Below are 13,406 nucleotides of genomic sequence, written 5' to 3'. Positions count from 1 at the left end.
GCAGGCGAAGCTCACTGAGCTTTTGTGAATCCTTGCTGTTCCTTTGTCCCCAGTCAGCGAGTGCCCGTGCGAATGGGGGCAATGGCCTGTGTCAAAATGAGAACGGGCGATGCCGTCGCGGGGACCGAAGCGAAATAAAGAACCTACGCGGATTCCAAGTAATTTTCGACATAGACACGACGGACCCATAGCAAGGCCAATGCAACCAGTGGGGTGGCGAACATGATTCCCCAGACTCCAAATAGCAAGCCGGCGACAACTTGAGCCAGAATCACCATCGCGGGTGGCAGTTCGACTTGCTTTTGCTGGACCAGTGGAGTGATCAGGTAACTTTCGCCGAACTGAATCACTAGGTAGAGGACCAGCACGCCAATTACCGAGGACGACCCTTCGCCCGAAGCGAGCAGCAGGGCTGGAAGGACCGCCGCGATGCCTCCTAAGTTTGGAACAAACGTCACCAGCCCGGCGAAGACCCCAAGTTCCAACGGCAACGGAACACCCAGTAGAGCCAAGCCGATTCCAAAACAAACTCCGACGATCGTCGTCGCTAATAGGCGACCAAGCATCCATCGCCAAAGTGTTGCGGCTGAATCGGAGAATAATGTTTTGGCTGGTTCACGCCATGCGACCGGCAGCACACGTAGCGCTCCGGTCTGGTAGGTCTTGGGAGAGACCGAAAAGTACGCCCCTAGGATCACAAGAATCAAGACATCGGTGAGCGCTCCGAAGGTGGAAGCAAAAAGCGTCTTCGCCAACCCGAGCGACTTGCCAGACGACGGCAACATCTTTCCTAAACTGACTTCTTCACGAAACCGTTTGACGATTGGTTGGTCCTCGGCGGCTTCGATGACTCGCGTTGCCGAAGTGTCGACCCTTTCAGAGAATTTGACAATTTGATCGCCGATGGAACTCGCGAACCCGAAACTTCCTCCGATAAAAAATAGGACCGCCGCCAGCAAGACAAATCCAACGCGATAGATTCGTTTCCAGTCCCATGGCAGCCACCGATTCACTATTCCAGCGACCCGATTGACAACAACGCCGATTAAGACCGCACCAAACACCAGCATCAAGAAGTGCCTGGCAACGAACAGAATGCCAATCGCTGCAAGGGTCACGACAATCAAAGCGATGATGGTCATCGTGTCGGAGATCAGACGCTCGCGACGATGGGACGGTTCAGGCATGGTTAATCTATGTGGCTTTAAGGTTGGCACCCCTTCGCCTGCAATCGCGCTATCATCGCAACAGGTTTTCTTGTGGGATATTTGGGGAGGATCCTCCAGCGATCGGAAATCGATAGTGGCGGCGGCCAGTCGTTTCAGCGGAGGCTGCAGCATTGCTGCAGCGACCGAAGACCGCAAGGGTTAGGGCTTCAGTTTCCAGCCGACGATGATACCCAGACCGAACGCCCACATTGCCGCGACATCGGGCTTCTCTTTTGCGTATTCCTTGGCAAGAGAGAAGAGGTCTTTTGCTGGTTCGGCAACATAATGTTCGGCATAGTCTTGCGAGGTTTCTACAGCGGACTGTGCGGCGCGGGTTGCGGTCCGGCGAGCGGCGTCTTTAACGGACGCCATGTGATCATTTTGATCTGGAGTAATTGGTTCAGACATGTTGCTGTTCCTTTGAGTCAGTCTAGGTAGGTGGTCGGTTAGGAAGATGGCTGGAAATCGTGGTGCACCAAGTAAGCTGGCCGTCGATCACTATCGCATTTTCTCAAATGATGGTGGTAGCCAGCGAACAGGCGTTTTTTGAACAGAAGGATTGAACATCTTGCGGACAAGTCGTCCCCGGACGGTTCACTGTAGTTCGCAATCGCCAGCGATTTATTTGGTTGGGGCCAATAGTACGCAAACCCTGTGCCGGTGACCGCAAACGGTTCAGAACCGTGACGTTTATAACGATTTTAGCTCATTCCTTAGCCAATGTGGTCATTTCGCGAGCAATGGCAATCAAACATCTGGCAGGAAACCGCATCGCCGGCGCGCGAGGCCTCCAAAAGAGCGTGACTGGATCGCCGTGAGCCGAATCGATCTGCTGTCAATGTGTAAACCATCCGCAAACCTGAATCCGGCCGTGGATCAATGGATTGGGTCCAGGCATGAACAGGCTTGGCATGAAAAGTGCCGCTGTGACGAGGTGATTGATGGACGTACCGACGTTCTTGTGCTGATCGACATGCAGGGACAAACCCTATTCTTACGAGCCGTTTTATGGACGTAGAAATCGATTCCAACGAAGATTCAAACGCCCAGATGTCGGTACGTTCCGTTGCTGTCAATGTCTGCGCCGTCATGTTGGTTTTGTACGCATTGTATTTTGCTCGGTCTTTGTTTATCCCGGTGATCACTGCGGTATTCGCCTACTTAACGCTTCGCCCAATCGTCCGGCAAGCGGGTAGGTGGGGGATTCCCGCCGGGTTTAGTGCCGCGGGGGTGATGGTACTGCTGGGTGGTGTATTGGCGTTGGGGACCTACCTTGTCATCGATCCGGCTCAGGAAATTGTCCAAAACGCGCCCGCCCATGTTGCGACCGCAAAGGACCGCCTTTCGTTTGTGCTGGAGAAGGTTGAGTACTTCAATCGAGCGACAGACGATATGACTACAGGGGATGCTGTGGAGGTGGCCGCGGAGGAAGAGCCGGTGCCGGTTGAGGTGAAGCCGGCTGCATGGAGCACTAATTTGACGATCCTGAACGGAACGGGAAATCTCGTTTCCTTCCTGGTCGTATCCGGCGTCTTGCTCTGTTTCCTCTTAGCGACAGGGGATGATTTACTTCGCAATATTATGCGTGCACTCCCAACGTTGACGGCGCGGAAACAGTTGATCGGAGTCGTTGAACACGTCCAAGAGGGGCTGGGCAGCTACCTTGCTCAGGTCAGCACGATCAATATTGGACTCGGGTTCGCGGTCGGCATATCGATGTGGGGACTGGGGATGCCGACTCCCGTGCTTTGGGGAGTGATGGCGACGACGCTCAATTTTATCCCCATCGTTGGTGCGCTTTTTGGCGCGTGCGTGATTTTCCTTGTTGCATTGGTCGATTTTGAAGCGGCGTATTACGCGTTCATTGTGGCAGGTACCTACATCACGCTAACGACGATCGAAGGACAGTTCATCACTCCCGCCATTTTGGGGCGGACATTAGAGATGAGTCCCGTGTTGGTTTTCTTGTCGGTCGTCGTATGGGGCTGGATGTGGGGAATGATGGGAGTCTTTCTCTCAGTCCCCATCCTTATCGCCGCGAGAATGGCCTGCGAACAATACGACGGACTTGCACCTCTTGCTGCCATTTTGGGAAGCCGTCCTAATCAAACCGAATCTTCACAGGAATCAACCAGTACCCGATCGGTTGGCGCGTCTGTCACTCAGTGACTTGCAACAAATAGGGTGCGAGTAAGATTGTAGGCAGCCGAGATCCTAGCCCTCAAATTCTCAGCGGAAGGGCGCGACCCCTCCGGCCCGAAAACCGGTAGCGAACGCAAGCGAGTAAATAACTATGATTCGCTGTCATCACGCTTGAGGACTAATGCACTGGAATAGGCCAAAACGTCCACGGCGATGTCGGCAAAAATAGTTCGTCCTTTTGCCAGCCATGCCGCAGCAAAGGACCAGATCGCAATCCATTCCATCCAGAATAGAAAATTGTAGTCGTTGAGTGATTGTTTCCATCCCGTGGGAAGCAAAAACAGATAGACGCCCATTGCCAGCATGGATGTTAGGATGACTAGGCCACTGGAGCGATAGATAAGCGAGCGTTCAAACAGATGGGTTTCCTGTTCCCGCTTTGAATCGCGAGGAAAATGGTGGAACGAGTAGAACGCCAGGGTAAGGAAAAAAATGCCGCCACTGACCGTGTGGAGGTAACCGGTCAACGACTTCTGCATCAATGGATCGCTATTAAAGTCCAGCGGAAAGAGTGCGACGCCTAAAGCGGACGCACATCCCAGGTTTGCAGTCCAGTTCTCTACCCAGTCGTAACCGCGGTAGCAGAACAAAAAGATGCCAATCGCACAAAGCGTCCCCACAAAGATATCCCGGAGAGGAGTGTGGTAGTAGCTGCTCATGTTGTCTTGAATGTCGATTCCAAACAACCATCCAGCCGGTCCAAGGAGGATCGGTAACAGCAGGCCACTAACACCGATTGCACGGCGAATGCCGACATAGGAGAGAACCAACGTGTTAGGCCGGTCCAACGTCTCGTGAAGTGGGGCGATTGGGACGCTCATTTTTTTACTTGAGTAAATCGGTTCAATGGATGCTGTCGTGGGAATTCACCCGGCGGTGTACGGAACCGATCGGAACCAGACGCAAAACTGGTGCCGCATCGAAAGAGAATTGACGCGGCTTCCACGGTACGATCCCAAACGATAAACACCGCTGCCGTCGCTGGAATTCAATGCGTGTGTCACCCGCATCTTAGTGAGACAGGAAGTGATACGCGAATTGCTTGATTGGTGATAGTTTCTATTGGTATTTAAAACGACTAAACTGGGGGCGTCACATTCTTCTTCCGACCTTCCACGGCTAATATCTGCGATGCCTTATCCTGTTTGCGTTACGGAACCCTATGCTTTTTCCAGGCTGGCGACTGCTCGGGTTGGTGCTCTGATCGGGACTCTGATCTTGATGATTGGTCCTGTGTCAGCGGATGAAGTCGAAACGGAACGATTAATCTTCTGCGGAGCCGAGAAGGTGGTCGTGATCGATCCTGACTCCCCCACGGAAACCTTATGGACGTGGGAAGCTAGTGATTCCCCCGAGATCCCTAAGGAATATCGATCGAGGTTCCAGACGACGGATGATTGTAAGCCGTATGAAGGTGGCTGGTTGTTGATAACGTCTTCGTCGCAAGGCGTGGCGTTGATTGAACGCGAGAGCAAACGCTGCCTCTTTTTCGCTCAGGTTCGTAATGCGCATAGTGCGTGTCTGCTGCCTGGTAAACAGATCGCCGTGGCATCAAGCACGTCGGGTGACGAAGTTCAGTTTTTCTCGCAAGAGGATTCAGAGAAACCCGCATCCGCGTTTCATCGAATTCCGCTAAAGGGAGCTCATGGCACGGTTTGGGATGGCGTTCGCGAGCGTTTATGGGCGATGGGAACCGATGAGATATTGGAAATCAAGTCAAACGCTTCGTCGGATGGATGGAGCGTCGTCGCTCGGCACCCGCTTCCAACAACAGGCGGCCATGACCTGTCGCCTGCCCACGATGGCAGACAGCTTTTTGTGACCACCAATACCCAGGTTTTACACTTTGATCAGAATGCTGGAACGTTTCGTGTCGCCGAAGGGTTCGGCGATCCGGTGAAAATCAAATCGGTTGACGTGCATTCGGGGTCGAAACGGATTGTGTTCCATCAAGCGTCACCGCAAGAGTGGTGGAGCCATACCATTCGATTCATCGAGGCACCGCCGGTGACCCTGCCCGAACAGCGAATCTACAAGGTTCGCTGGGACGAAGAAGCAGCCCGTCCGTGAGCTGGGTAGCAACAACATTGGGCGGCGATCACTCAATCATCGTATTCATTGCTTGGGAAAAACCTTGCCCAATCTGGCCGATGATTCCTGCGGATCCCAGATAGTGATAGTCTTGGTTTGAGACGCTCTCTTTTAGGATCCGCATTTGCCTCTGGTCAAAATTGGCATTGTAGATTTTGTCGATCGCGGCCATTCCTTGATCGCGACTTAGACTGCCTTCTTTCATCTCGGCCTTGATTTTATCGACCTGAGGCTTGAAGGATCGCTCTTGATTTCGCAGGGTAACAAATTCGGTATCCCAGTAGTTTTCGGTGAGCACAACGGCGACGTTCCCTTTGAATTCTGGCATGGAAGCGGGAGCCGCCATCGCGTCACGGAAACCCTGATGAACCGTCAGATAGCGTTGTTGATCCGGGCCGTACAGATTCGTCGGCCCGCCGACGCCCATAACACCGATCACAAATGGCAGATTGGGTGAGTCCAGATCTTTCCGTACATCGCGGATGAAGTGAGTCAGAAGTGTGCTGTATTGGTCGTATCCACCCGACTGATTCCGGTTGGGGTAACTGCCACCGTCGACCATGTCATTCCAGCCCTGGAACCAGACAATCCCTGCCAGCTCGTAACCTTGCGCTTTATCGTATTCTGGATAGACACGAGAGATATCTGCCAGTACGGATTTCACGTGATCGATCATCAGGTGGTAGTACCGACCTGTCGCGTCGGTTTTATCCGCCAGGATTTTGTCGATGTCCTTGTTTTGTTTCTTGAAATTTTCCAGTTGTTGGGCATTGAATTCGTATGGGCCGGCACTGGGAGGACGGAAATCTGTGTTTAGGCTCTTTCCGCCCCAGGCGGTTTTGATGATCAGGATGGGGTCTTCGTGCGTCGCTTCCATCTCGAGTCCAAACGTGAACTCGGGACCGATTTTGGGCCCGTTTGCGGCAGCACCGAAACCAGCGGTTAGGCGTCCGGTTTGTTCTTCTTGAGCGGAGCCAATCGACGAGATCCAGGTTCGCTCGCATGTCCGAAGCGTGCCGTCCTCATTTTTCATCAGCTTTAGCAGAGGAGCTGCTTGCGGGTTTAGCTGTATCGCATCGATGGTGCGAACCTGAGCATGCCCTTGCATGTTCGATTGCCCCGTTAGGATGAATACCTTTAGCGGCCTTTTTGCAGGGGTAAGCGGCTCATTCGCTTCGCAAACCGTCATAGGTAAAAGCAACGCAACGAGGGCGGTGAACCATTCAAGAGTCACAATATGTTTTTGAATTTGCATGTTCTTAGCCAATCGACCAATGGAGGAGACTTCACGTATTGGATGATCATAGGGGGGAGCGGGACAGGATATTTGATTTTAGAGGAAAGCAGGTCGGTTGGTTGGTGGGAAAATTCTGCTGCCTTTATTCTCCGCTCCCTCGAACTTGCTTGGAGACCCGTAAATAGGTCACCAATCTATTTCGCGTCCCTAGCGATTGGCGACAATCCCTTAACGGGGAGGTAAATTGCGATCATACTCTTCCTGAGGTTTTTGGTGTTTAATCGTTTGGACTCTGGCAAGTCGAGCAATCCCAGTGATGGTTGAAGATAAGTTGCGAAGGACTCCACCATGCCCGCTTCGGTACGTACTTGCGATCATGCTATGCGTGCTTGCGGGAAGTGCCTTCGAATCAGTTGCGGAGGAGTTTGACGGGTACGCGGAGTTGCCCGTGCTCGTTGAGCGTATTTTGCCCGACGATTATCTGGTTCAAACGCCTTCTCTAAAGGCTTCGGCATTTCGCAGTACGGACGGCCGCGATTTGATCTTGGACAACGGCTTGATTCGGCGGGTCTGGCGTATCGAACCCAATGGAGCGTGCGTTGCATTTGATAACTTGATGACGGGGCAATCGATGCTTCGCTCGGTCCGTCCTGAGGCACGTGTGACGATCGATGGAGTTGCGTACGACGTCGGTGGATTGGTTGGGCAGCCAAACCATGCATTTCTGACGCCTGAATGGCTTGATGCGATGAGCACCGATCCGAACGCTTTTCAGTTGATTGATTTTGAAATCGGTCTTCCAGAGGAGCGATTTGCTTGGGGGCGGGGAAGGCGTGCGGCTCCCGGTTCCGTTTGGCCGCCTCAAGGCGTTTCGCTACGGATGGACTATGCCCTACCCAAGCAGGGAGAGGACTTGGTGATGGGAAGTGAAGTCGGTCGGGACGTCCTTTGGGAAGAGGATTTTGCAAGCCTTCCTGCCGACTGGAAAGTCGTTTCGTCTAAGGCGCATGCCCGCACCAGCTTTGAGAACGAAGGGAAGGCTGGGGAAATCTATGGACTACAAAACGGATATTGTTTTGCGGAACGCGCGTTGCCTGAGTCGACTGAGGTGGTTGGTTGTTTGATTGATCCCGGCACGGATGTGGGGACGAGCTGGGGACCGGGGATGGCGTGGGTTTTCGAGAATTCGATTGTTAAACTGAATCTCCGCCCTGGTGATCGAGGCGAACATGGCCAATTCGAATTGAGAATCGATGGACGCGAACGCTTGGCGTCGGTGCCCTCCTTCGCCGGGAAAGATGGAGGATTGAATACGGAGCATGCGTACCAATTGCGAATGCAGATCGACGGGTTGAAGTTGATCTGTGAAGGAGCGGTCGCAAGTGAACGAGCTCCTAAGTTTGTTCGTCTGTTTGAAGTGGAACTTGAAAATTCGCCAGGAAAACCGCGCGCGCTGCGCGTCGGCAAGATGGATCGTTCGGGGAATGCGACCGACAATTCCGGGGATGCGGAGCCTCTAACACGTTGCCGTATTCAGTCGGTCAGAGTTCTTGGGGCGGCGGATCAAGATGAAGTGGCACGCTGGAAAATCGAACGCCGCGGCAAACTAAACGATCAGCAACAGGAACAACCGGTTCGAATCAGTGTGCATTACGAACTGTACGACGGCATTCCTGTCATGAGCAAGTGGCTAACGGTTCACAATCAAAGTGAAAAAATTCTCACGGTTGATCGCTTCACAGGTGAAGAGCTGGCACTTGTTGAGCAATCGAATTGGGTCGAGACACGCGAGGGGGCCGCTATACCTCACCCCGATTATTTGCATGTAGAGACCGATTTTGCCTTCGGTGGTTTCAATCACGAAAACGCAAACCGGCATGCCGTTCATTGGCGGACCGATCCACTCTATACGACTCAGGTCAATTACTTGCGGCAGACTCCTTGCTTGCTGGTTTGTGAACCGACCTACGGCCCGGCTCAGCGCGTTCCGGCCGGGAAATCTTTTGAAGGCTTTCGCGTCTTTGAATTGGTCTATGACGATGCAAATCGCGAACGGCGTGGATTGGCGCTGCGACGGATGTATCGAACGATTGCTCCATGGGTTACCGAGAACCCTCTTACCCATCATCTGTTGGCGAACGATTCTGCACGCGTTCATGCCGCGATCGATCAGGCTGCGGAAGTCGGTTTCGAAGGGATCATTCTTTCCTTTGGGAGTGGTTTCAATATGGAAAACCGTGATCCAAAATTTCTCGCACAATGGAAAGCGGTTGCCCAATATGCAGCGGCGAAAAAGATTGAACTGGGATGCTACTCCCTCTTCTCGTCACGTGGCGTTGCGTCTCCGAATATGATCGTCAGCCCCGAAGGAATGCGTCCGACTCATGGGCAGTGCCCGGCGGTGACTTCTCCATGGGGACTGGAGTGGATTCAAACGATCCAGGATTTTTATGCGGTTACAGGGTTCTCGCAGTTTGAAAACGACGGGTCCTACCCAGGTGACATCGATGTGACGCCTCGACCTCCTTTGCAGATCGGAATTCAAGACTCGCGGTGGACGCAGTGGCGACTGATGTCCGGGCTCTATCGCAATCTGCGAGGCGAGGGCGTCTATATGAATGTCCCCGATTATTACTACCTTAGCGGAGCCAATAAATGTGGGATGGGATACCGCGAGGTGAACTGGTCGCTGCCGCGAGCGCACCAAGTCATCCATAGTCGGCAAAATATTTACGATGGGACTTGGACAAAGACACCTAGCATGGGATGGATGTTCGTGCCGTTGTCTCAGTACCATGGCGGAGGAGCTGCCGCGACCATCGAACCGTTACATCAACACCTCGACCACTATCAGCGAATGATGTATTCCAATTTTGGGATGGGAGTTCAGGCTCATTACCGTGGACCAAGGTTGTACGACACCGAAGCGACGCGTGACATGGTTAAGGGAGCGGTTGAGTGGTTCAAACGCTATCGTGATATCCTGGAATCCGATCTGATTCACGGACGTCGAGCCGATGGGCGGGACCTGGATTGGGTTCTGCATGTGAACCCGCAATTGCCGCAGAAAGGAATGCTTGTCGTCTTTAACCCATTAAAGAAACCGGTCACTAAGATGCTGAAAGTGAATTTGTACTACACAGGTCTGACCGATACCGCGATGGTGACCAGCAACGAAGAGAAGACCGTCGAATACAATCTGAATCGAAATTACATGGTAGAAATTCCAGTCAACGTTCCAGCCGAAGGAATGTCGTGGTTCGTGATTGAGTAAAGAAAAGGGAACAGTATTGTCCACAAGTCCTCGTAGTCACCGTCACCAGAGGATGGGATAGCTGCATTGTCCACGCTCTGGCGAGCATCGTTACTTTGTTTACACTGGACAAACGGCTGGCTAGCTTGCTGTGCGGTAGGCAATATGGCTCTTCGGATGCGTCCCCTTCCCCACCTTTCCCCTGATTTCTCAAGGCAGACCCTATGTGCAGCAGACGTCGATTCCTTGGAACCATTCCACTCAGTGCAGTCGGTATCTCCACAGTGGGTTTCGTACAGGACGGTCTTACTGCTGAGGTTGAGAAATCAAGAGAGGGGAATGGTGCGTTGATCGTCAGTCCACCCGTTGTTCAGAATCCTCGGGAGGACAGTTTCGGTGTCAGTATCGCGGTCAGTGGTCTTGCGACCGCGTGGGTGGAGTATGGTTTTTCACGCGATGATTTGACCTTTACCGCGACAGCCAGTCATCATGGCTTGATCGCTGCTGATGACACGGCGTTGCATGTTCGGGTCCACCATGATCAACCGTTTCCGAAGGGGCAGCCGATCTACTATCGCGTTGTTGCACAGTCTCTGGCTTACAAGAATGCCTATTCCCTGCAACGCGGTGACGAATTTGCAACCGAAGTCTATGCGTTGAAGTTGCCAACCGTCGACCAAGACTCCGTTCGTATTGTCAGTATCAACGACACCCATGAGAATCTAGAAACGATCCGGCTGCTGCATCAGCGAATCGCGGAGCTAAACCCTGATGTGCTGATCTGGAATGGTGATACCTGCAATGACTTTGATGACAAGGATGCACCAGCACAAATCCTGTTAAATCCGGCGAAGGATTTGGGAGCCTCATGGGCTAGTTCGCGGCCGCTTCTTTTCTCGAACGGGAATCATGACGTTCGAGGACAACGAGCGAGGGAAGCGATCAAGAGCGTCGCTGGGTGCCCAGAATCGATCGAATTGCCGTACAACCAAGTCTTGCGAGTGGGCAACATCGCCGTCGTGACTCTGGACACGGGGGAAGACAAACCGGACGCTCATCCGGTCTTTGCGGGGACCGCAGCGTACGAACCGTATCGTGGACGGCAGGCGAAATGGCTCCGGCAAGTCGCTGACGATCCGCGTCTGACGAACGCCGCGTTTAAAATTGCCATCTGCCACATTCCCTTGCGAGGCCTGCCGGGGCAGAACGATGGTACGACGCTTGAAGGGTACGCGGGATTCAGTGGATTTGGGGCACAAGCTTGGTTGCCGCAGTTACGTGAATCCCAATTTCAAGCGATTCTGTCAGGCCACATGCACAAAGCACGGCTTGACAATGCGACTCCTGAAATGCCGATTTTGCAATTCGTTGGAGGTGGGCCTAAGCCGGAGCAAGCAACGGTGACCGTGATTGATGCGAAACGCAAACCGACAGAGACGATGAGCATCCGAATCATGGACCTGAATCAGAACGTTTTGCATCGTCACGATTGGTCGTAATGGATCCAAGAAAACGGGACAACGCCACTGCGACGCTGTCCCGAGAAAGTCCTTTTTCTAACGAGCGGTTTCCGCTGGTTGTCGTTGAACGTGTTCTAGGATCTGGTTGAAGAATGCTGTCTGGATGTGAGCCGGTGCGGCGTGAGCCATCAGAGGTTCATTGATCACTTTCTTCTTCCCCTTCAACACGTTGTAGGCCGCATAGCAGCTAGAGGGCGGGCAAACGGAGTCGACAAAGCCGACACTCATGATCGCTTCCGCATTGCAACGTGAGGCAAAGTTTGCTGCATCGACATACCTTGCCGCAGTGAGGATTTTTGGTTCGGGTTTACCATCTTCACCGTTGGGAACCAGTTTGGGCCAACCGTTGACGCGGCCAGCAACGACACCCGAATGATCGCAGATCGCAGGAACTCCAGGGGCGATCATCGTAACGCGGTTGTCCAAACCACCTGCGGCCAGGGATTGGCCACCACCTTGGCTATGCCCGACGACAACAACATGTTTGCCATCCCATTCTGGTTGAGCGGTTAAGAAATCGATCGCTCGGACCAGTCGCAGGTACATCCCGCGGAAATAGATCGTTTCGCGGTTGTCCCGTCCTGCGTGGCGATAATTTTTCAACGGGCCGCCACTTTGTTCAGCATAAAAACTAGCAGGTTTTCCGTTCGGAAGTCCGTGTGCGTTGATGTCCATCGACAACATTCCTGCGGTCGCCCCTTTCACTGCATTGGAAAGGCTGGAACTGCGAACGCCCGCACCATGGACCCATAGAATCGCTGGACAGCTTTTGGCTTCTGCATCTTTCGGTTTGCCAAAGTAACCGGAAACCGGGGCACCACCGAGGCATTGGATCTGGGCATCAAAACACTCAATCGTTTTGTCTCGGAACTCTACGGGAGTCAATTCGGCGGCAAGCGGTACTTCCGCAAGAAGTCGTTTTTGTTCATCCCAGAACGAATCAAAATCATCAGGAACTGGCATGCTCAGTTCGATTTCAGTCGGCGAGAAGGCTGCGCCGGCGACCGCCTTGATCGGTTTTCCGTCGGCGGGGGTGAAAGTCACTTGGCATCGCAGGAATCCTGGTTTTTGACCACTGATCGTCACCTCTGCTTTACCATCGCTAAGTTCGGCTTTCCCCTCGGGCATCCCCGCGTCGGTTCCTCCGACAAGATAGTCGTCGACGCGGTAATCGAGAGTACCGTCAACGTCGTCCCCTTCAACGGAGATTTGAAACGTTGCTTTCTCCCCAACATCGTAGATCGCGTTTTCACGATCGGTCACGATTTTGACCGCAACGTCAGCGGCCGCCGCCGTCTGTGATTGAGGAAAAACGGCTGGCAGGGAGAGCAGAAAAAGGATGGAACCAAAGGAACAGGTGGGAAGTAATCGCATGCGGAATCTCTTAAATGTGCCTGGGGCAAAGAACCAAAACCGATCGCAACGGTTTCGGAACAGGAGGTGGGGCTAAAAAACAGGGGGAACGGGTGCGAGAGCCCATTATACAACGCCATCAGACTGGTTGCGGGGATGGCGAGGATGTGAAATCGCATGGTGACGTATTGCCGGCCCGTCCACGCTCTGGCGAGCGTAGCTGCCGTCTCTGTGGGACGTAAAACTTATAGGTGACGATTTCAGCCCTGCCCGTCCGAGTCTGAGTGCAGTGCTTTTAGCCCAGCGGACGGCAGACAAGGCTGGGTCTGTCGCCCGCTGGGCTTTCCTGTTCGCGATCTCTACTCCGACGACTTGCGACGACGGCAAGTATCTGCCCCCCTCCGGGCTACGTGTTCACTCGCCTCCAGGTCGACTCGTCAACTGCTGCAAACCCTTCATTTATAGATTTCGCCGCCTCTTCGAGACGGTGAAAGTTGTCCGCCTCGGAGAGGCGGACCTACGGGATTTTCCAATGCTACCCG

11 protein-coding genes are annotated in these 13,406 nt (G+C 53.4%); 6 read left to right on the top strand and 5 right to left on the bottom strand.

Annotation, left to right across the window (positions count from 1 at the left end):
• Positions 1 to 143 precede the first annotated feature (143 nt).
• On the bottom strand, positions 144 to 1,187 hold the full coding sequence (locus FF011L_RS15215) for an AI-2E family transporter (protein WP_246109429.1): 1,044 nt from the start codon (positions 1,185 to 1,187) through the stop codon (positions 144 to 146).
• Here FF011L_RS15215 and FF011L_RS15210 point away from each other — a divergent pair.
• On the top strand, positions 1,186 to 1,371 hold the full coding sequence (locus FF011L_RS15210; RefSeq protein ID WP_145352501.1) for a hypothetical protein: 186 nt from the start codon (positions 1,186 to 1,188) through the stop codon (positions 1,369 to 1,371). The genes FF011L_RS15215 and FF011L_RS15210 overlap by 2 nt on opposite strands.
• Here the strand turns inward: FF011L_RS15210 and FF011L_RS15205 are convergent.
• Complete coding sequence (locus FF011L_RS15205; RefSeq protein WP_145352500.1) at positions 1,368 to 1,616, bottom strand: hypothetical protein; 249 nt, start codon at positions 1,614 to 1,616, stop codon at positions 1,368 to 1,370. The genes FF011L_RS15210 and FF011L_RS15205 overlap by 4 nt on opposite strands.
• A gap of 430 nt (positions 1,617 to 2,046) precedes the next feature.
• Between FF011L_RS15205 and FF011L_RS15200 the strand changes: the two genes are divergently transcribed.
• Together FF011L_RS15200 and FF011L_RS15195 are read left to right on the top strand one after the other, a co-directional pair.
• Entirely contained in the window at positions 2,047 to 2,226 is a 180-nt protein-coding gene (locus tag FF011L_RS15200) for a hypothetical protein (protein ID WP_145352499.1), read from the top strand.
• Positions 2,217 to 3,377 carry an AI-2E family transporter gene (locus FF011L_RS15195; RefSeq protein ID WP_145352498.1) on the top strand — a complete coding sequence of 387 codons (1,161 nt, stop codon included), beginning with the start codon at positions 2,217 to 2,219 and terminating at the stop codon, positions 3,375 to 3,377. The genes FF011L_RS15200 and FF011L_RS15195 overlap by 10 nt, the downstream gene beginning before the upstream one ends.
• A gap of 122 nt (positions 3,378 to 3,499) precedes the next feature.
• Here FF011L_RS15195 and FF011L_RS15190 read toward each other — a convergent pair whose 3' ends face one another.
• Positions 3,500 to 4,231 carry a hypothetical protein gene (locus FF011L_RS15190; RefSeq protein WP_145352497.1) on the bottom strand — a complete coding sequence of 244 codons (732 nt, stop codon included), beginning with the start codon at positions 4,229 to 4,231 and terminating at the stop codon, positions 3,500 to 3,502.
• A 310-nt stretch (positions 4,232 to 4,541) separates the two neighbouring features.
• Here FF011L_RS15190 and FF011L_RS15185 point away from each other — a divergent pair, with 310 nt between their 5' ends.
• Positions 4,542 to 5,480 carry a DUF6528 family protein gene (locus tag FF011L_RS15185; protein ID WP_145352496.1) on the top strand — a complete coding sequence of 313 codons (939 nt, stop codon included), beginning with the start codon at positions 4,542 to 4,544 and terminating at the stop codon, positions 5,478 to 5,480.
• 28 nt (positions 5,481 to 5,508) lie between these two features.
• On the opposite strand, the gene FF011L_RS15180 is transcribed toward FF011L_RS15185, so the two are convergent.
• Positions 5,509 to 6,756: a sialate O-acetylesterase gene (locus tag FF011L_RS15180; protein WP_218932653.1), complete on the bottom strand. Its 1,248-nt coding sequence runs from the start codon at positions 6,754 to 6,756 to the stop codon at positions 5,509 to 5,511.
• 298 nt (positions 6,757 to 7,054) lie between these two features.
• On the opposite strand from FF011L_RS15180, the gene FF011L_RS15175 reads away from it, so the two are divergent.
• On the top strand, positions 7,055 to 10,012 hold the full coding sequence (locus tag FF011L_RS15175) for a hypothetical protein (protein ID WP_145352495.1): 2,958 nt from the start codon (positions 7,055 to 7,057) through the stop codon (positions 10,010 to 10,012).
• Positions 10,013 to 10,215: 203 nt separating this feature from the next.
• Positions 10,216 to 11,490, top strand: a complete 1,275-nt coding sequence (locus FF011L_RS15170) for a metallophosphoesterase family protein (RefSeq protein WP_145352494.1) — start codon at positions 10,216 to 10,218, stop codon at positions 11,488 to 11,490.
• Positions 11,491 to 11,547: 57 nt separating this feature from the next.
• On the opposite strand, the gene FF011L_RS15165 is transcribed toward FF011L_RS15170, so the two are convergent.
• Positions 11,548 to 12,885, bottom strand: a complete 1,338-nt coding sequence (locus tag FF011L_RS15165) for an acetylxylan esterase (protein ID WP_145352493.1) — start codon at positions 12,883 to 12,885, stop codon at positions 11,548 to 11,550.
• Positions 12,886 to 13,406: the final 521 nt, after the last annotated feature.

Source organism: Roseimaritima multifibrata (genome assembly GCF_007741495.1).
In the GTDB taxonomy this organism is placed as follows: domain Bacteria; phylum Planctomycetota; class Planctomycetia; order Pirellulales; family Pirellulaceae; genus Roseimaritima; species Roseimaritima multifibrata.
This window is presented reverse-complemented; position numbering and strand designations above follow the sequence as displayed.